Raw genomic sequence first — 18,552 nt, forward strand, 5'->3', positions numbered from 1 at the left:
TATAGAGAATACGCATTTGCGCACTCCGAAAACGCCATACTGTATGATGAAACCACCCATAAGACGCACCAAAGAGAAAAAAGCGCGGACGCCACAGTTAATACGATGCATAAGTAATGCACGATTTTATGGTTACTCATGATGGTTAATCCTACATTCCAAATGGGGGAAGAGGGTTGGGTATGGCCCCTGGTGCGGGTTTTGGATACGGCAAGCCAGTCGAAGGCTTCCACCCCGCTTCAAGTAGCGTTTGACGTGCAAAAGATTGGCATTGATTTGTAGGACCCCAATGCCCTAGAGGTCTTCCAATTTTTAATGCTCTATTTACTTTGTTTTCGTCCACCCCCTCAATTTTTGTACAAGTTGCTCCAGATTCTTTGCTTCTACCAGCGTGACTCGTCACTTGAACCGGGTCCCCAGGCATGTCGCCAGAATCATTGCCAGGCACGTTCCCCTTGATTCCACCCATCCCCGCTTCCTCACTATCAGTTTTAATCCAGTGGTGGTCAACAGGGCCGTTCTTGATACCAAAAGCTGGTTGCTTGCACAAGTAGACTTCTAGTCCCAGTGGATCGACCCAATTGTTTGGATTTGCCAATGCGTAAGCGCTCGTGTTCCACCCCCCTGCAAGGCCAATCGGGTCTTCGGTAATGTATCTACCTACTCTTGTATCGTAGTAGCGATACCGGTTGTAGTGCAGCCCCGACTCTTCGTCAATCTGTTGCCCCTGCAACTTTATTGGCTGGTGTACTTTTTCACTGACGGGTTTCTCTAGAGCGCTACCCCATGCATCTAGCTCGCTGCCGGGTTCGACTGCACCGTCTGCGCCCACCAATGCCATCGGCGTCCCCAAATGATCACACTGATAAGCATGCACCAGCCTGCCTTGCATTGAAGGCTCCGGATCCAGCATGGCTCTCAGCACTGCGGGCTGCATCTGCGCCATTTGCATCCACTGCTGCGAGAATGCGCTGAGCCTGCCTCGCCGCAGTTCCTGCTCCAGCCCGTCAAACAGGGATTCGGTATTCCGGTCCAGCCGGATTCCCTGCTGCTCCTGCAGCTTTTGCGCCAGCGTGCGTTTGGGCGGCTGCTTGTCTCCCTCCACGCGGATCATCGGCACAAAGCTGCCGGGCTCGTAGATCGTGTGAATCTGCCGGTTGTCCTTTTCCGTGAGGACTAATCTGTCCCCGTCCCAGCCGAAGAATGTCGTCTGCACGGGCCCTTGCAGGTTCCCCTCGGCATCGCCTTGCTGCACCTGCTTGACCACGCGCCTGCCGAACGGGTCGTAGTGGTAATTCGCGCCGCGCACGGCGGTGTCGCACTCCATCTCGAAGCGGATGAGCCGGTGGTTGCTGTCGTAGTGATAGTGGTGCTGCTCGTTGCCTTCGGCCTTGTGCTTGCGCCTGAGGTTGCCCCAGGCGTCGTATTCGTAGTGGAACTCGCCGTCATCGGTGATGCGGTTGTCCATCCACTTCGCTGCCGTGTTGTGGTGGTCCTTGGCGGCGTTCTCGCCCAGCGGGTTGAAGCGCTTGTCCCCCATGTGCTGGCGCACGGTCTCCTCCCAGTGCTCAGGGCCTGTGGCGATCCGGGCGTTCTCGAACAGGCGGTTGCCAGCGGGGTCGAACCGGTAGTGCTGCATCGCGAGGCCTGGCTGGCTCGCCGCAATCAGACGTCCTGCCTTGTCGTAGCCGTATTCGTGCGGGCCCCTGAGGGTTTCGATGCGGGTGAGCTGGCCGGCTGCGTCGTAGTGGTGTTGGCGCTGGAGCGTGGATGGGCTCTCATCTTCTGCGATGAGCGGGCTGTGGGTGTGCAGGTGCGACAGGCGCGAGAGCGCGTCATAGCTGCGCGTGGTCTGCGTGGGGCCGAACCGGCGCTGGGTCTCCCGGTGCAGCTTATCGCGCTCGAAGTCGATCACGCTGCGGCCATCGAGCACCATGCCGTGCAGGTGGCCCGGGCCGTAGGTCTGCCACCCGATGGCGGGCAAGCCCGTGTACGTGGTTTGTGATTCGCTGCCGAGTTCGTCGAATTGCCGCCGCACCTCGTGCGTCCAGACCTCGCTGCCATCCGGGCCGGTGATGCTCTGGGTCTCGCGGATGATGCGGCCTAGCATGTCGCGCTCGAACCCTGCAGTGATGGTGTTGCCGCCCAGCTCGGTCACGTGCCATGCCTTCGCGAGCTGGCCGTCTTGTGTGTAGCTGAAGTGCTCTGCGGGAGCCTGATTGCTCTCGCCCATCTGGCGCTTGAGCAGCCTGCCGCCCTTGTCGTAGTGGTAGCGGCTGATGAGTCCCTCGTCATCGCTTCGAAGAAGGTCCCCCACGGCATTGAACTGGTAGTGCTGCGTGCGGCCGTCGAAGTTGACTTGTTTGGTCAGCCGGTCCATCGCGTCGTATTCAAACGTGGTGTGTGCGCCGTTTTCGTTGGTCAGGCGCACCATGCGTCCCGCATCGTCGTAGTCGAACCGCTGGGTGTAGCCGCCGTAGTGATAGACCCTGGGCTGGCCCTGGACGTCGCGCTCGAACTGCACGACGTTGCCATCGGGCGCGGTGATGCGGGCGAGATCGCCTGCTTCGTTGTACGCATAGCGGGTGGTTTGGCCCAGACCATCCGTTCTGGCAATGACGCGGCCCCGCTCGTCGTAGTCCGCCCTGGCCTGCGCGCCTTCCTCGCCCGTCGTCGCCGTGGTTTGCCCCAGCGGTCATACCGGTAGCGGGTGACGCTGCCGGAGCAGTCGGTGTAGCTGCAGAGTTGTCCCGCGCTGGTCCACGCGAGGTGTTTTTGGCCGCCCCTGGCATCTTCGATGCTCCGGGGCTGCTCACTGCGCTCATCTGCATAGTGATAGCGCGTGACATGGCCCAGCGCGTCGGTGACGCTGGCAAGCCGCGCCATCGCGTCATAGGCAAAGCGGTCGCTCGCCCCGTTGGGGCGGGTGCTTTGCTCGATCTGCCCCTGCGCGTTGTAGCTGAAGCGGCTTTGCAGCCCGTCTGGCTGGGTGATGGACAGCAATCCGCCGGTGGCTACATCGAGCTCGTAGTGCGTTTCCCGGCCAAGGGCGTCGATGCTGGCGAGCAGGCGTCCGCTGTCGTCAAAACGGCTTTGCGTGACGCCGCCGTCGGCCTCCTGCAGCTTGACCACGCGCCTGAGCCCGCCTTCGCCCCTGAAGTGGTAGATGCTCACACGCCCCAGGCTGTCGGTGACCGTTGTCGAGTCTTGTGCGTAGTCAAAGCGGTAGGACAGGGCCCCTTGGCGCAATTGCTCGACCACCTTGCCCGCTTCGTTGTAGACATAGCGCACGGCAGGTCTGCCCGCATACGCATGTGCGGTCATGCGACCGGGCCATTGGGGATGGTATTGGAATGCCCGCACCTGGCTTGCGTCCCGGCCATGAACGGCAACCAGCTCTCCGCGTGGACTGTATTCATAGCGGACCAGCGGCCGAAGCGGCAGGTCAGCCGCGTGGGGGTCGTGCGTCAGATACACCGCCATCAGGCGCACGCCGCAATCCGCGCCCCAGCCGTGCGCACCCCGTGGGCCACGCCCGGTAGCGTCTTGAGTTCCAGCCGGTATTGGCGACCCACGCCATCCTGCACCGCTGCGATGCGGCCCCCGGCGTCACGCTGGAGTCTTTGCGACTGGCCAAAACGATCATTGAGTCCGAGCAGATGCATGCGCCTGCCCACCATCTCCTCTGCCAGGGAAGACGGCCCACCGAACACCCACCACGGGCCCAGCGGGTTGTTGGTGACGAAAAAGAGCGCAGGATTGCACCGGTCACTTTCGTTCAGGCCCATCCATGCAAGATTCAGGCGGGAAACGGGCAGCTCTTTTTGCAGGTCCAGGCGCTCCCGTCCTCCGCGCACGACCCACAGGTTCTCGCTGCGGCTATACGCAGCTTCGCCGGGAGCCAGAGGCCGGAACCGGATGCTGCGGCCCTTGCTGTCATTGAGTGTGAGGGTCTCCTCGGTCTGCACCAGCGAGACTTCGGTGGGCAGCCACCAGCCCGGCCCAGCAACCCGACCGGTGCGGGCGTGTCGGTCTGGTAACTTGAGTAGTCACGCGAGACGACGAAGGCCAGCGGCCCGGGCAGCGAGACATCCACTTCACCGCCTTGCACCTTCGCGCCCAGCAGCGGGTTGACCGGATTGCCCTTGGCCACACCGCCCGGACAGACGGAGCACGCCACGCCTCCCGAAGTCCCGATGTACACCGTGCGCGAGCCCTGCGTGATCGGCCCTCCCTTGAGCGTCATGTCGGTCTGCCGCGCCGCTGGTAAGCCTGTCATGGATGATTCCTCCCTGAATGCTCTTGTATGTGGAAATCGCCGCGAGACTCCAATTTACTTGCCCGCTTCTCCATCTTATCAATGGAACCAAGGAAGGATGCTTGGCTTATTCATTGGAATTGATGTTCCCAGACGATTTCACCTCTCCAACAAAATTTCTCAATTATTTTGTGCTTTTGCCTTGACGCATGAATGAGAACGGTTATCATTCAACCATCGCAAACACAACGGAGAACCAACCGATGTCCGCAACACTCACCGCTTCCACAGGGAACGCCCTGCTCGGCTCCGCCAATGCAGCTTTTGGTGGACAGCGCGCATCATCCCGCGCTGCCAACGCTTCGCAGGGTGCGGGCCATCTGGCTGAAGGTGCTGCGGTGGACAGTCGCAATCTGCTGCAGGGGCAGAAGGTGGTGACGATTGCGCATAACGGCGTGTTGTACCGCTTGCAGGCCACCAAGCTGGGCAAGCTGATCCTGACCAAGTAACCGTTGGCCGGCTTGCATTCATCCGCCAACTCCCATTTTTCGAAGTTTCATCGTGGGGCGACTCCAGGACCAGGCTCTGGTCCGAAGGTCGTATTTGCCAGCCACCGAGTTCGCTCCATTAGCCAGGCGTTTTTTCTCAGGAAAAGAGCCCTTGTTTGCCCCACGATCTGCGGTCTGATTGAGGACTGCGCTGCCCTTCAACGGAAAAACCGGCCATGGCCGGTTTTTTCATATTGATTTTTTGAACGGCGAACACCGCCGTGGGCCATGTGTTGCGGAATTACAGCCCCAGCGCTGCGATGCCTGCCTTGGCGATCTGTACGTCTTCGGTGGATTTCACGCCGCTCACGCCGACCGCGCCGAGGCACAGGCCGTTCTTCATGATCGGGACGCCGCCTTCGAGCAGGCCGTCGATGGCGGGCACGCTCAGGAACGAGGTACGGCCGCCGTTGATCATTTCCTCATAGAGTCGGCTTTCGCGGCAGCCGAGTGCCGCCGTGCGGGCCTTGGATGTTGCGATGTGCGCCGAGACCGGGGCCGCGCCATCGAGTCGCTGCAGCCACAGCAGATGGCCGCCGTTGTCGACGACGGCGATCGTCACGTTCCATTGGTGGTTTGCAGCTTCCGCCTCGGCTGCGGCGGCAATCTTCTTGATGTCGGAGAGTTCGAGAACGGAGCTGGTCTTCATGATGGATGTGCCTTGGATTGGGAAGAAGGGAGGGTTTCCCGACGAGCATACAGGGCGACACGCGAGCCACCTACCTGCGAGGGTTAAAAGAATCCCAACCCAAAAGTACGGGATCGCGCGTGGGTATTGCAATTCTCTATGCCCATCGCCACCTAGAATTTACACGTCTGCGTCTTGCAGGCTCCAAAGGAGAAACACACACATGAATCCAGAAGTCACCAACTGGGGCTCCGCCACCCAGGTGCTTTCGCAGGAAGAGCGCCACAAGGTGTTGCGCAACACCTATTGGCTGCTTGCGCTGAGCCTGGTACCCACGGTCCTGGGTGCCTGGATCGGGGTGTCCACCGGAATTACCCAGTCGCTGCGCGGCGGCATCGGCCTTGTCGTGTTCCTCGTGGGCGCGTTCGGCTTCATGTTCACCATCGAGAAGACCAAGAACTCGGCGGCAGGCGTGCCTGTGCTGCTGGGCTTCACGTTCTTCATGGGCCTGATGCTCTCGCGCCTGATCGGGATGGTGCTGGGCTTCAAGAACGGCTCCGAGCTGATCATGACGGCGTTTGCGGGCACCGCGGGCGTGTTCTTCGTGATGGCGTCGCTGGCCACCGTGATCAAACGCGACCTGTCGGGCATGGGCAAGTTCCTGTTCGTCGGCGTGCTGGTGCTGTTCGTGGGCTCGATCATCAACGTCTTCGTGGGCTCCACGGCTGGCATGATGGCGATTTCGGTTGCCGCGATTGCGATCTTCAGCGCCTACATGCTGTATGACCTCAAGCAGATCCTGGACGGCGGCGAAACCAACTACATCAGTGCCACGCTCGCGCTGTATCTGGACATCTTCAACGTGTTCCAGAGCCTGCTGGCCCTGCTGGGCATCTTCGGCGGCGAACGCGACTGACGCACTGCACTCTGTTGTCTTCACTGACACAAAAAACGGCCTCGTTTGAGGCCGTTTTCTTTGGCGAGGGAGGCGATCACGCCAACTCGAACACCGCCATGCTTTCCACGTGCGCCGTGTGCGGGAACATGTTGACCACGCCCGCCGCGACGCAGCGGTAGCCCGCCTTGTGCACCAGCAGCCCGGCGTCGCGCGCCAGCGTGGCCGGATTGCAGCTCACATAGACGATGCGCCTGGGCGGCTGCCATTGCTTGCCGGATTCTGGCAACTCTGGCGCGTCCTCGGCGCCGATGCGCGCCTGATGGATGTCGGCGAGTGCCTTGGCGAGCGCGAAAGCGCCTTCGCGCGGCGGATCGACCAGCCACTTGTCCGCCTGGCCGTCGGCAAACAGCATCTCGGGCGTCATGTCGAACAGGTTTCGCGCGACGAACTGCGTGGGAGCCAGTTGCGCGCCGTCGCCGCGCGCGCTTTGGTTCTTGAGCAGGTTTTCCTCGGAGCGCGCGACCAGCGCCTCGCTGCCTTCGATGCCCAGCACTTCGCGGGCCTGCGTGGCGATGGGCAGCGTGAAGTTGCCCAGACCGCAGAACCAGTCGATCACACGTTCGGTTTTTTGCGCATCCAGCAGGCGCAGCGCGCGCGTGACCAGCACGCGGTTGATGTGTGGGTTGACCTGGGTGAAATCCGTGGGCTTGAACGGCATGTGGATGCCGAAATCCGGCAGCGCATAGGCCAGTTGCGCGCCGCCCTCGTCGAGCAGTTTGACGGTATCCGGCCCCTTGGGCTGAAGCCACCATTGCACATCGTGCTGCTCCGCGAAATCGCGCAGCCGGGCCAGATCTGCGTCGGACAGCGGCTCCAGATGGCGCAGCACCAGCGCGGTCACCTCGTCACCGCAGGCCAGCTCGATCTGCGGGCAGGTCTCGCGAGCGTCCATCGCACTGATGAGCGCGCGCATCGGCATCAGCATCGCATCGACATGCGGAGGCAGGATCTTGCAGGTTTCCATGTCCGCGATGTAGCGGCTCTTGCGCTCGTGGAAGCCGACCAGCACCTTGTCCTTCTTGGGCACGTAGCGCACCGACATCCGCGCGCGGAAGCGGTAACCCCAGGCCGGCCCTTCTATCGGACGGTAAATGTTTTCGGCCTTGACCTTGCCGAGGTGCCAAAGGTTGTCCTCGAGCACACGCTGCTTGATTGCCACCTGCGCCGCCACATGCAGGTGCTGCATCTTGCAGCCGCCGCAGGCACCGGAATGCAGGCCGAAGTTCGGACAGCCGGGACGCACGCGTTGCGAGGATTCGTGATGGATTTCCGTGAGGCTGGCGGCCTCCCAATTGTTCTTCTTGCGGTGCACGTTGGCGGTGACGATTTCGCCGGGCAGCGCGCCGTCGATGAACACCACCTTGCCGTCCGGCCTGCGCGCGACGCCCTGCGCGTCCATGTCCATGGAGTTGACTTCGAGCCAGCCGGGCGGCAGATCGGTGCGGCCTGCGGGCAGATGGGCGTCGATCTCGACAATTTCCTGATTCTTCGTGGGAGCACTCATAACCCGCCATTGTCTCAGACCCGAGCCACCACAAGCGCCGACATTGATGGCAATATCGAAGGTTTTGCGGGGCCGCACACGGGCAAACCCCAAATCGTAAAATCTGGACCATGAGCCACCCTCACACCGACAAAGACAGCAGTGCCGCAGCCGAGGTCGTCAAGCCGACCAACTTCCTGCGCAACATCATCGAGTCCGATCTGGACAAGGGCACCTACGCCCGGCGTCACTGGGGTGGCAATCCCGGCGATGCGGCGCATCACCAGCAGGGCATCGTCGATCCGGCAAGAATCCGCACGCGCTTTCCGCCCGAACCCAACGGCTATCTGCACATTGGCCACGCCAAGTCGATCTGCCTGAATTTCGGGCTCGCCCGGGATTTCGATGGCGTCTGTCATCTGCGCTTTGACGACACCAATCCCGAAAAGGAAGACCAGGAATACGTCGACAGCATCATCGAATCGGTGAAGTGGCTGGGCTATGACTGGAAGGACCCGGACGGCCACGAGAACCTGTACTTCGCGAGCGACTATTTCGATTTCATGCACCGCTGCGCCGTGTATCTGATCGAGCAAGGCGCCGCCTACGTGGACGAGCAGTCTGCCGACGACATGAAGGCCAATCGCGGCGACTTCGGCCGGCCCGGCGTGAACAGTCCGTTTCGTGACCGCAGCGTGGCGGAGAACCTCGCGCGCTTTGCCGACATGAAGAGCGGCAGCCTGCCCGACGGCGCTGCCGTGCTGCGCGCAAAGATCGACATGGCGTCGCCCAACATCAATCTGCGCGACCCGGCGATCTACCGCGTGCGCCACGCCGAGCATCACAACACCGGCAACCGCTGGTGCATCTACCCGATGTACACCTTCGCGCATCCGATTGAAGATGCGCTCGAACACATCACGCATTCGATCTGCACGCTCGAATTCGAAGATCAGCGCCCGTTCTATGACTGGCTGCTCGATCATCTGCGCGAAGGCGGTCTGATCGCCGCGCCGCAGCCGCGCCAATACGAGTTCTCGCGCCTCAATCTCACCTATGTGATCACCAGCAAGCGCAAGCTCAAGCATCTGGTGGACAGCGGCCTGATGAGCGGCTGGGATGACCCGCGCATGCCGACCGTGGTGGGCCTGCGCCGCCGTGGCTACACGCCCGAATCGATCCGCAATTTCTGCGAGCGCATCGGTGTGACCAAGGACTACGCCTGGATCGACTACTCCACCCTCGAAGGATGCCTGCGCGAGGACCTCGAGAACAAGGCCCACCGCGCGATGGTGGTGCTCGATCCGCTCAGGCTGACACTCACCAACTGGGCCGAGGTGTTCGGTTCGGCCGATCACCTCGAAGCATGCAGCCTGCCCGCCCTGCCCCATGCGGCCGAGGGCGAAACGGTTCCCGAGCGCCATTTCACGCTGGGCCGCGAAGTCTGGATCGAACGCGAGGATTTCGCCGAGGTGCCTCCCAAGGGCTACAAGCGCCTGTTTCCCGGCAACAAGGTGCGCCTGAAGGGCGGCTACGTCATCGAGTGCACGGGCTGCGAGAAGGACGGCGACGGCAACATCACCAAGGTGCTTGCCACGGTCGTGCCCGACACCAAGAGCGGCACGCCCGGCGCGGACAGCGTCAAGGTCAAGGCAGCCATCACTTGGGTGGGCGTGCAGGACGGCGTCGAGGCCGAGGTGCGCCTGTATGACCGTTTGTTCACCGACCCGCAGCCCGACGCTGGCGGCAAGGACTATCTGGCCCTGATCAATCCCGACAGCCTCAAGGTGGTGACGGCATACGTCGAGCCTTCGCTGAAGTCCGCACGGCAGGGCGAGACGTTCCAGTTCGAGCGCTTCGGCTATTTCGTGGCGGATCGCAAGGACCATTCGGCGGACAAGCCGGTGTTCAACCGCATCACCGGGCTCAAGGACAGCTGGGGCAAGTAGAGCCACTCCCCTGAACATGGCAGCCATCGGCGAGTCCGGCGGGCTGCCTTTTTCATGGCGGTTTGATGACTTTTCGGTCCTCGCGCACACTTTGCCGGATTTGGCCTACAAACAAAGTCTCGCGCCCGTGCGTTGTTGACGTTACGCTCGCTCGTACATCACGGACCGCAAGAAGCTCAGGTTGGCCCGCAGGATGCCACGCAAGGATCTCTCCAGACGATGCAGTCCATTCTTTCAGCAACGCCGCCCAGCAGCGGCGCACCACCGGCTCGCGGTGCCGGTGCGCGTCGTTGCGCGTTGTTGCGCGCGATCTGCTGCGGCCTTGTCGCCGTGCTCGCCATGGGCGGCTGCAGGCATGACGGAGACAACGTCCCTGTTGTCGGCGCTGCTCCCACGGCCGGCGTGGCAAGCAGTTCGCCGCCCGCTGCCGTCGCCAGCGACACACCACCCATCGTCGCCGTGCCGGGCATCTACAAGCGGCCGCCCGCCGACACGATCTACCAGATGGTGGCGCCGATTGCGCTCTATCCCGACAGGCTGCTTGCGCAGATGCTCGCGGGCGCGACCTACCCCGCGCAGGTCACCGAAGCCAGCGCCTGGCTGACCAAAAACCCCGGCCTCATCAAGAACGACCTGCGCCTGAGCGCCGCCGACGAACAGGCCTGGGACGCGTCCATCAAGGCGCTCACGCAGTTCCCCAATGTACTGGAGCAGATGGCCGACAATCCGGCCTGGACGACGGCCCTCGGCAAGACCTTTTACAACTACCCGACCGATCTGCTCAACGCAATTCAGGTGATGCGGGTGCGCGCACGCAAGGCTGGTTCGCTCACGAGCACGGACCAGCTCACCGTGAAGATGGCGGCGCAGCCCACGGGCCGTGCCAATTACACGCCCTCGCCCGACATGGAGGCCAACGACTATGCCGAACCGGTGGTTCCGCCGCCGCGCGAATACATCGAGATAGAGGAAGCTCAGCCCGACACGGTCTACGTGCCGCGTTATGACCCCACACAGATTTTTGGCGATCCCGTCGCCCTTTATCCGGGCTATCAGGATCCCGGGCGCAATGCATCATCCAATCAGACGCCCGACGTGCCCGTGACCTTTGGCGCGGGCAGCCTGCTGCCCATCGAGGCGGAGCAACGTCCCTGGGGCTGGCAGGCCTGGAGCGTGCATTGGGGGCAGCGCGGCGCCAACATGAGCGGCTGGCACCCGGGGAACCACCGCCGCCGCCCGCAGCGCGTCCGGCCGTCGTGTTCAGGAACACCACCTACGTCTCGCGTTCCGCGAGCGTGCTCGAAGACGCTCGGCGCACTCCCAGAAACGCGATCAATCCGCTGGCGCAGGCCGTCGAGGGCGCGTCGGAGCCCGCCCCGGAGGCAGTAGCCGCTGCATCCGCGCTCCTCCCAGGCACACAAGCGGTGGCCCCGCCTCCAGGGCCTGTTCAGACCACGCACGGGGATCGCGCTGTGCTGAGACTGCAACGCCGCAGACCGCCCAAAAGGGGCGCTGAAAAAAGTATCGGCCCGCCAACGCGGCATACTGTTCGAGCCATGTTGACCGGCTGCCCGGGTGGCTCCCTCACTGACCACTGTTCACCGATGAACCCACAATCCAAGTCTCTCATCACCCTTCAGCGCCGCCAGTGGATGCAGGCGTTGTGCGGAGCCACTGTGCTGTCGTCCGTGCCCGCCTTTGCGGCACGCACGCGCGAGCCCGAACCCGAGGCCGCTGCAGCCGCCACCCTGTGGCCGCACGACAGCCGTGTGCCTGGCGGCATCGCACGCCTGTCGCTCGGCCCCGCGCCGCTGCGCCCGAAGGTGCAGACCGGCGACTCGCAGGTCCTCGTGCTCGGCGACATGATCGAATGGACCGCTGTCGTCGGCATTGCGCTGTCGAGCGCGGTGGGCGAGCAGCAGGTCAGCGTGCAGACCGACAAGGGCACGCGCACGCTCGAATACCGTGTGCGCAGCAAAAAGTACACCGAGCAGCGGCTCAAGGTATCCCCAAGACCGTTGACCTTTCGCCCGAGGACAACGCCCGCTACGAGCGCGAGCGCGAGCACCAGCAAAAGGTCATGGCCACCTTCAGCGAACCCTTTGCCCGCGCGGCCGACCTGCACATGCGCGTGCCCGTTCCCGGGCGGCGATCCAGCTCGTTCGGGCTGCGCCGCATCTTCAACGGCCAGTCGCGCAACCCCCACAGCGGCATGGACATTGCAGCGCCCACCGGCACCGCGGTGACGTCGCCACTGCCAGCGCGCGTGATCGACATCGGCGACTATTTCTTCAACGGCGGAACCGTCTGGCTCGACCATGGCGGCGGCCTGCTGACCATGTATTGCCATTTGAGCCAGGTGGATTGCCAGGTCGGCGATGAACTCAAGACCGGCCAGGCGTTCTGCAAGGTGGGCGCGACGGGCCGCGTGACCGGCCCGCACCTGCATTGGGGTGTGATGCTCAATCGCACCATGGTCGATCCCGCGCTGTTCATTGACTGAGGTGATTTCCAGGCTCCGGGGAACCTATGGCACCTGCCGCAGTCTGTTCCTGCTGTTGGGCCACAAACCTTTCTTATCTGACATGAAGATCAAACTTTTGCAGGTAAGGTTCACCTCTTCCAATTGAACAGGGAGTTTTCGTTCATGACCACCTCCACCCGCTTGTCGACGCGCATTGCACGATTCGCCGCCACTGCTGCGGCGGCCGCCGTCCTCGCCGCCTGTGCGGCGCCCCAGGCTCCCCAGCCTGCGCCGACAACGCCTCCTCCACAGGCATCTCTGGATCCCAAGCCCATGGAACCCAATTCCAACGCCGCACAACTTCTCCCGCAATATGTGTGGAGCCTCACCCAGGTTGCGGGCTCCGACGGGCAGATGCGCCACGACTGGCTGATTCCCGGCAAGGCGGCTCCGGTGCTGAACTTCCAGAACGGCCAGGTGAGCGTGCAGAACCTCTGCAATCTGGTGAACGCAACCTATAGCACCAGCCTCGACAAGATCGAGATCAAGCAGCCCGTCTCCACCATGCGCGCCTGCGTGGACAATCTCCAGATGACGCAGGAACGCCGCGTGGTGCAGCAACTGCAACTCGCGCAGAAATTCCAGATCGTTCCGGCGGGCAACAACCTGCCGATCCGCATGTACCTGAGCTTCTCGGATGGCCTGCGCTGGGAACTGTATGGCCAGCCCACACCAGCCACGCGCTATGGCTCTGCCGCTGAACGCATCTTTCTCGAAGTCGGCCCCGAAAAGGTCAACTGCAACCACCCGCTGATGCGTGATGCCAAGTGCCTGCGCGTGCGTGACCTGAGCTACGACAACCAGGGCATCAAGCGTGTGACCGGCGACTGGCGCATCATGCAGGGCGATATCGAGGGCTACAAATTCGAGCCCGGCCTTCGCAACGTGCTGCGCGTGAATCGCTACGCACTGACCAAGGGCCCCGCGCAAGCTGCGGACGCGCCGACGCACGCCTATGTGCTGGACATGATCGTCGAGTCCGAACGCGTGCGCTGATCGAACTACGCACCCTCTCGACCTCCACGGGCCGGACACCGCAGCATGCGGTTCCGGCCCGTTGTTCGTTCTCCCACCCATAAGAGCCTCTTATGAAATGAACAACAAGTTTTTGTTGGATGGGGCCGTGTCACTCTGCCATCATGAGTCCTGAAATCTATCAACAGGCCCTTCTTGAATACAACTGAGCAACGGGAGACAACCCATGGATGCGAAGGTGGGCGGGATGACTGGCAGAATCGAGAGCGCGGATCGCAATCGCCAGCACATGCTGGACCGCATTGCCGAAGTACGTGAACTTGAAGAGCGCACGCGCGCACGTTCGGCCCGCGCCGCCGCGCAGTTCCACGCGCTGGGCAAGCTGCTGCCGCGCGAACGGCTTGCGCACCTGCTGGACGCCGACCAGCCCTTCTACGAACTGATGACGCTCGCGGGCTATTGGAGCCTTGAGGATCCGGACCCCGCCACCAGCATTCCCGGCAGCGCGCTGATCGTCGGCATCGGCCACGTGAGTGGCGTGCGCTGCATGGTGGCGGTGAATGATTCCGGCATCAGCGCCGGGGCGATGCAGTCGTACACCGGACAGAAGCTGATTCGTGCTCAGGAAATCGCACTCGCGCAAAAGCTGCCGCTCGTGCAACTGATCGAGAGCGCGGGCGGCAATCTGCGCAAGTATCGCGTCGAGCGGTTCATGGTCGGTGGCGGCATGTTCTACAACCTCGCGCGCCTGTCCGCTGCGGGGTTGCCGGTGGTCTCGCTGATCCACGGCTCATCGGCCGCCGGCGGCGCCTATCTTCCGGGACTCTCCGACTATGTGGTGATGGTGCGCGAGCAAGCCCATGCCTATCTGGCCGGGCCCTCGCTACTCAAGGCCGCAACGGGCGAGGACGCCAGCGATGAGGAACTCGGCGGCGCGGACATGCATGCCTGCGTGTCGGGCCTCGCCGACTACGTGGCCGACAACGATCTCGACGGCATCGAGCGCGTGCGCGCCATCATGCGCCAGATCGATTGGCAAGCCGGCCGCGCCCCGCCATTCGCCCAGCCCCTGGGCAGCGCCGACGATCTCCTGCAGATCATGCCTGTGGACAGTCGCACGCCGGTGGACATGCGCGAGGTGATCGCGCGACTGGTCGATGGCTCCGAATTTCATGCGTTCAAGGAACAGTTCGGCGCGCCGACGGTCTGCGGCTACGCGCATATCGAAGGTCACGCGGTCGGCATTCTCACCAACAACGGCCCGCTCGACAGTGACGGAGCCAACAAGGCCGCCCAGTTCATCCAGCTATGCGTGCAACTGGGCCGTCCGCTGGTCTTTCTGCAGAACATCACCGGCTTCATGGTGGGCACGGCGCACGAGCAGGCCGGAATGATCAAGCATGGTGCCAAGCTGATTCAGGCGCTGTCCAACGCCAGCGTCACGCGTCTCACCGTGATGTGCGGAGCCTCTTACGGCGCGGGCAACTACGGCATGTGCGGCCGCGCGTTCAAGCCCGACCTGCTGCTGTCCTGGCCCAACTCCAAAACCGCCGTCATGGGCGGCGAGCAGGCAGCGATGACCATGCGCCTCGTGGCCGAAGCATCGGCACGGCGCAGCGGCAAGCCACTCGACGAAGCCCAGGCGCAGGAAGAAAGCGCCGCCATCGTGCGCACCTTCGAATCGCAATCGGGCGCCATCCACACCAGCAGCATGTTGCTGGACGATGGAGTGATCGATCCGCGCGAGACGCGCTCCTGGCTTGGCATGGCACTCGCCACCGCCGCGCAGGCCAGGCAGCGGCAGCTTGCGCCCGTGCAATTCGGCGTTGCCCGTTTCTGAGTCTTGTTTGCTCGCCGCCGCGGTGTCCGTATTGACGCCACGCCAGACCTACCGTTGACCCCAGCATTGGAGATCGAAAGCATGATGACACCCGAACATAGGGCCCTACAGGACAGCGTGCGCAAGCTGATCGAGCGCGAGATCGAACCCCATGTCGACGAATGGGAGGCCGCCGAAATCTTTCCCGCGCACCAGGTATTCAAGAAGCTCGGCGCAGCCGGTTTTCTCGGTGTGAACAAGCCGGTGGAGTTCGGCGGCATGGGGCTGGACTACACCTACGAAATCGCCTTCTGCGAAGCCATCGGCAACATCAGCTCGGGCGGCGTGGGCATGGCGATTGCCGTCCAGACCGACATGGCAACGCCCGCGCTCACGCACTTCGGCTCGGATGAACTGCGCGAGCAATTTCTCAAGCCCAGCATTGCGGGCGATCTCGTCGTGTGTCTCGGGTCTCCGAGTCGGGCGCGGGCTCCGACGTCGCCTCGCTCAAGACCACGGCCCGCCGCGACGGTGACGACTACGTGATCAACGGCTCCAAGATGTGGATCACCAATGCCACGCAGGCCGACTGGATGTGCCTGCTCGCCAATACCAGCGAAGGTGACGTGCACCGCAACAAGTCGCTGATCTGCGTGCCGCTGCGCGAGAACGGGAAGCTGCGCCCCGGCATCACGATGAACAAGATCAAGAAGGTCGGCATGTGGGCGTCGGATACCGCACAGGTGTTCTTCGACGATGTGCGCGTTCCGGTGCGCAACCGCATCGGCGAGGAGGGCAAGGGCTTCACCTACCAGATGCGCCAGTTCCAGGAGGAACGCCTGAGCGGCGCCACGCGGCGCGTCACCGCGCTCAACAATGTGATCGACGAGACCATTGCCTACACGCGCGAGCGCAAGGCTTTCGGGCGCTCGATCCTCGACAACCAGTCGGTGCATTTCCGGTTGGCCGAGTTGCGCACCGAGGTCGAAATGCTGCGCTCCGCCATCTACCGTGCGGCGCAGGTGCACATGGCGGGCGGCGACATGACCGAACTGGCCTCGATGTGCAAGCTCAAGGCTGGTCGTCTGTGCCGTGAGGTCACCGATTCGTGCCTTCAATACTGGGGTGGCATGGGCTTTACCTGGGAGAACAAGGTCTCGCGTGCATGGCGCGATCTGCGGCTGATCTCCATCGGCGGCGGCGCCGACGAGATCATGCTCACCATCATCTGCAAGCACATGGGCACGCTGCCCAAGCGTGCCGCCTGATCGGCGTTGTCATCGCAACCATGAAAGGCAGACCGACATGCGCTTTGACACCTTGCTGATTGCCAACCGTGGCGAGATCGCAATGCGCGTGATACGCACGGCACGGCGCATGGGGATTCGCACCGTCGCGGTGTACTCCGACGCAGACGCCGACAGTCCGCACGTGCGCGCCGCGCACCTCGCGGTGCACATCGGGCCGTCGGCGGCCGATCAGAGCTATCGCAATGCGGATGCGCTGATCGATGCCTGCCAACGCTCGGGCGCGCAGGCGATCCATCCGGGCTACGGCTTTTTGTCCGAGAATGCCGGGTTCGCACGGGCCGTGGTCGACGCCGGACTGGTGTTCGTCGGCCCCAGCGCACGCGTGATATCCCTCATGGGGAACAAGGCCGAGGCCAAGCGCACCATGCAGGCGGCGGGCGTTCCCACCGTGCCGGGCGCGCAGGGCTGCGCGACGGCCGAGCAAATACTCGCGGCGGCGCAGCAGATCGGCTTTCCGGTGATCCTGAAAGCGGCGGCGGGTGGTGGCGGACGCGGCATGCGCGTGGTGCGCGAGGCCGCAGAGCTACCGGAAATGTTTCGCCAGGCGCAGTCCGAAGCCGCGAGCGCGTTCGGCTCCGACGAAATCATCATCGAGCGCGCCATCGAGGCCGGTCGCCACATCGAGGTGCAGGTGCTGTGCGACGAACACGGAAGCTGTCTGCATCTGGGCGAGCGTGACTGCTCCACGCAGCGCCGTTTTCAGAAACTCGTCGAGGAAGCGCCCTCGCCCGCCGTGAATGCGGCCTTGCGCGAGGCAATGGGCGACGTCGCGCGCAAGGCCTGCAGCGCCATTGGCTACACGGGCGCGGGCACGCTGGAGTTTCTGCTCGATGCCGACCAACAGCATTTCTATTTCATGGAGATGAACACGCGTCTGCAGGTCGAGCACGGCGTCACCGAACTCGTCACCGGCATCGATCTGGTGGAGCAGCAGTTGCGCGTGGCGCAGGGACTGCCGCTCGCGTTCGGTCAGGACGACGTCAAGCTCACGGGTCACGCCATCGAGGTGCGCCTGTGCGCCGAAGATCCGTGGCAAGGCTACTTGCCGCAGGTGGGCGTGATGGGCGAGTGGCAAGCGCCCGAGGGCATTCGCACCGATTCGGCGCTGCAAAGCGGCGCGGCGATCACGCCGTTTTATGACTCCATGATCGCCAAGCTGCTCGCGCACGCCGATTCGCGCGCGGCCTGCACGCGCCGCCTGCTGCTTGCGTGCGAGGAAACCACCGCACTCGGCGTGCGCACCAATCTCGGATTCCTGCAGCGCTGCCTTGCGCATCCGCGCTTTGTGACGGGCGAAGTCACCACGGACTTCCTTGGCCAGCAGGATCTGGACGGTGCCGCATGGCGACACGCTCCGTCGGAACACGCACGCGCGGCAGCGGCGCTGCTGCTTGGCGCAAGCGACGGCGGCAATGGCAGCGGTATGCCGCCCCGGCCCATGCTCGCGAGCGATCGCAGCACGGGGCGCAGCGTGTGGATTCGCGACGTCACCTCGCCCGCCGCGACATCGACCAGCGAGTGCGTCGTGCGGCACGCGGAGTCACCCGGGACGCTGGAGATCCAGAGCCGCTCGGCCACGCCACCTGCGCGCTCGCGATCCGCTCGCGAAGCCGCGCCGCGCGAGCCCGTGCAGACATGGCGCATCGGTCATCTGCGCTGCACGGCTGAGGATGCAGCGCGCCGCAGCGCGAGCATCGCCTTTTCGCTCGACGGCATCTGGCGTTCGCTGCGCTGGTATCGGGACGCGCAGGCGCGGCTGTGGATTCAGGATCGCGCCGACAGTTTCGTCTTCGAGCGCGTGACGAATTTCGATGCAACCGGCGACGCGCAGGCCAGGGGCGGCGCACTCAAGGCCCCGATGAGCGCGCGCGTGATCGCGGTGTTCGCCAAGGCCGGGCAGCAGGTCGCCAAGGATGATCCGTTGGTGGTTCTCGAATCCATGAAGATGGAGATGCCCATGCTCGCGCCATGTGCCGGACGCGTGGAAAAACTGGGCGTGTCCGTGGGCGATCAGCTCAACGCCGGACAGTTGATTCTGGAAGTCGTGGCGCTTGATGCGGCCACCGGGGAGCAGGCATGAACCAGGTCGCATCTCCAAAA

General features: G+C 63.4%; 13 protein-coding genes and 2 pseudogenes. 9 read left to right on the forward strand and 6 right to left on the reverse strand.

Annotated features, from left to right (window positions below; all coding sequences use genetic code 11):
* Positions 1 to 151 precede the first annotated feature (151 nt).
* The 4 genes from H9K75_RS25020 to H9K75_RS04740 are packed head-to-tail and all read right to left on the reverse strand — an operon-like array spanning position 152 to position 4,279.
* Positions 152 to 2,524 (reverse strand): RHS repeat-associated core domain-containing protein, encoded by a 2,373-nt coding sequence (locus H9K75_RS25020; protein WP_187724951.1) that lies wholly within the window; start codon positions 2,522 to 2,524, stop codon positions 152 to 154.
* Positions 2,422 to 3,483, reverse strand: a complete 1,062-nt coding sequence (locus H9K75_RS24640; RefSeq protein WP_187724952.1) for an RHS repeat protein — start codon at positions 3,481 to 3,483, stop codon at positions 2,422 to 2,424. Before H9K75_RS24640 ends, H9K75_RS25020 begins: the two co-directional genes overlap by 103 nt.
* Positions 3,483 to 3,788 (reverse strand): hypothetical protein, encoded by a 306-nt coding sequence (locus tag H9K75_RS04735; RefSeq protein ID WP_187724953.1) that lies wholly within the window; start codon positions 3,786 to 3,788, stop codon positions 3,483 to 3,485. The genes H9K75_RS24640 and H9K75_RS04735 overlap by 1 nt, the downstream gene beginning before the upstream one ends.
* An 11-nt stretch (positions 3,789 to 3,799) precedes the next feature.
* On the reverse strand, positions 3,800 to 4,279 hold the full coding sequence (locus H9K75_RS04740) for a DUF6531 domain-containing protein (protein ID WP_187724954.1): 480 nt from the start codon (positions 4,277 to 4,279) through the stop codon (positions 3,800 to 3,802).
* A gap of 242 nt (positions 4,280 to 4,521) precedes the next feature.
* Here H9K75_RS04740 and hemP point away from each other — a divergent pair, with 242 nt between their 5' ends.
* A complete protein-coding gene (gene hemP / locus H9K75_RS04745; RefSeq protein WP_187724955.1) occupies positions 4,522 to 4,767 on the forward strand; it encodes a hemin uptake protein HemP in 246 nt (81 codons plus the stop codon).
* A 280-nt stretch (positions 4,768 to 5,047) separates the two neighbouring features.
* On the opposite strand, the gene H9K75_RS04750 is transcribed toward hemP, so the two are convergent.
* Positions 5,048 to 5,455: a GlcG/HbpS family heme-binding protein gene (locus H9K75_RS04750; RefSeq protein ID WP_187724956.1), complete on the reverse strand. Its 408-nt coding sequence runs from the start codon at positions 5,453 to 5,455 to the stop codon at positions 5,048 to 5,050.
* Positions 5,456 to 5,657: 202 nt separating this feature from the next.
* On the opposite strand from H9K75_RS04750, the gene H9K75_RS04755 reads away from it, so the two are divergent.
* Positions 5,658 to 6,350, forward strand: a complete 693-nt coding sequence (locus tag H9K75_RS04755) for a Bax inhibitor-1/YccA family protein (RefSeq protein ID WP_187724957.1) — start codon at positions 5,658 to 5,660, stop codon at positions 6,348 to 6,350.
* 76 nt (positions 6,351 to 6,426) lie between these two features.
* On the opposite strand, the gene rlmD is transcribed toward H9K75_RS04755, so the two are convergent.
* Positions 6,427 to 7,896, reverse strand: a complete 1,470-nt coding sequence (gene rlmD, locus H9K75_RS04760) for a 23S rRNA (uracil(1939)-C(5))-methyltransferase RlmD (protein WP_187724958.1) — start codon at positions 7,894 to 7,896, stop codon at positions 6,427 to 6,429.
* 110 nt (positions 7,897 to 8,006) lie between these two features.
* On the opposite strand from rlmD, the gene H9K75_RS04765 reads away from it, so the two are divergent.
* The 7 genes and pseudogenes from H9K75_RS04765 (at position 8,007) to H9K75_RS04795 (ending at position 18,532) form a co-directional block, all read left to right on the forward strand.
* The gene (locus H9K75_RS04765) at positions 8,007 to 9,824 is read left to right on the forward strand and encodes a glutamine--tRNA ligase/YqeY domain fusion protein (protein WP_187724959.1); all 1,818 of its coding nucleotides are present in this window, start codon (positions 8,007 to 8,009) and stop codon (positions 9,822 to 9,824) included.
* Between the two features lie 219 nt (positions 9,825 to 10,043).
* Entirely contained in the window at positions 10,044 to 11,213 is a 1,170-nt protein-coding gene (locus H9K75_RS04770; RefSeq protein WP_187724960.1) for a DUF3300 domain-containing protein, read from the forward strand.
* A 215-nt stretch (positions 11,214 to 11,428) separates the two neighbouring features.
* Positions 11,429 to 12,327: pseudogene (locus tag H9K75_RS04775) on the forward strand (peptidoglycan DD-metalloendopeptidase family protein).
* 144 nt (positions 12,328 to 12,471) lie between these two features.
* Positions 12,472 to 13,344, forward strand: a complete 873-nt coding sequence (locus tag H9K75_RS04780; RefSeq protein WP_187724961.1) for an META and DUF4377 domain-containing protein — start codon at positions 12,472 to 12,474, stop codon at positions 13,342 to 13,344.
* Positions 13,345 to 13,549: 205 nt separating this feature from the next.
* Positions 13,550 to 15,163, forward strand: coding sequence for an acyl-CoA carboxylase subunit beta (locus H9K75_RS04785; RefSeq protein ID WP_187724962.1), 1,614 nt, complete (start codon positions 13,550 to 13,552; stop codon positions 15,161 to 15,163).
* An 81-nt stretch (positions 15,164 to 15,244) separates the two neighbouring features.
* Positions 15,245 to 16,410, forward strand: a pseudogene (locus H9K75_RS04790) (acyl-CoA dehydrogenase family protein).
* Between the two features lie 37 nt (positions 16,411 to 16,447).
* Positions 16,448 to 18,532, forward strand: coding sequence for an acetyl/propionyl/methylcrotonyl-CoA carboxylase subunit alpha (locus H9K75_RS04795; RefSeq protein WP_187724963.1), 2,085 nt, complete (start codon positions 16,448 to 16,450; stop codon positions 18,530 to 18,532).
* Positions 18,533 to 18,552: the final 20 nt, after the last annotated feature.

The organism is Diaphorobacter aerolatus (assembly GCF_014489535.1).
In the GTDB taxonomy this organism is placed as follows: Bacteria; Pseudomonadota; Gammaproteobacteria; order Burkholderiales; family Burkholderiaceae_C; genus Diaphorobacter_A; species Diaphorobacter_A aerolatus.

Excerpts from the sequence above, each read along its gene's own strand:
- H9K75_RS24640 (WP_187724952.1), bottom strand. The coding sequence starts at position 3,483 with ATGGCGGTGTATCTGACGCACGACCCCCACGCGGCTGACCTGCCGCTT.
- H9K75_RS04735 (WP_187724953.1), bottom strand. The coding sequence starts at position 3,788 with ATGGGCCTGAACGAAAGTGACCGGTGCAATCCTGCGCTCTTTTTCGTC.
- H9K75_RS04740 (WP_187724954.1), bottom strand. The coding sequence starts at position 4,279 with ATGACAGGCTTACCAGCGGCGCGGCAGACCGACATGACGCTCAAGGGA.
- hemP (WP_187724955.1), top strand. The coding sequence starts at position 4,522 with ATGTCCGCAACACTCACCGCTTCCACAGGGAACGCCCTGCTCGGCTCC.
- H9K75_RS04750 (WP_187724956.1), bottom strand. The coding sequence starts at position 5,455 with ATGAAGACCAGCTCCGTTCTCGAACTCTCCGACATCAAGAAGATTGCC.
- H9K75_RS04755 (WP_187724957.1), top strand. The coding sequence starts at position 5,658 with ATGAATCCAGAAGTCACCAACTGGGGCTCCGCCACCCAGGTGCTTTCG.
- rlmD (WP_187724958.1), bottom strand. The coding sequence starts at position 7,896 with ATGAGTGCTCCCACGAAGAATCAGGAAATTGTCGAGATCGACGCCCAT.
- H9K75_RS04765 (WP_187724959.1), top strand. The coding sequence starts at position 8,007 with ATGAGCCACCCTCACACCGACAAAGACAGCAGTGCCGCAGCCGAGGTC.
- H9K75_RS04770 (WP_187724960.1), top strand. The coding sequence starts at position 10,044 with ATGCAGTCCATTCTTTCAGCAACGCCGCCCAGCAGCGGCGCACCACCG.
- H9K75_RS04780 (WP_187724961.1), top strand. The coding sequence starts at position 12,472 with ATGACCACCTCCACCCGCTTGTCGACGCGCATTGCACGATTCGCCGCC.
- H9K75_RS04785 (WP_187724962.1), top strand. The coding sequence starts at position 13,550 with ATGGATGCGAAGGTGGGCGGGATGACTGGCAGAATCGAGAGCGCGGAT.
- H9K75_RS04795 (WP_187724963.1), top strand. The coding sequence starts at position 16,448 with ATGCGCTTTGACACCTTGCTGATTGCCAACCGTGGCGAGATCGCAATG.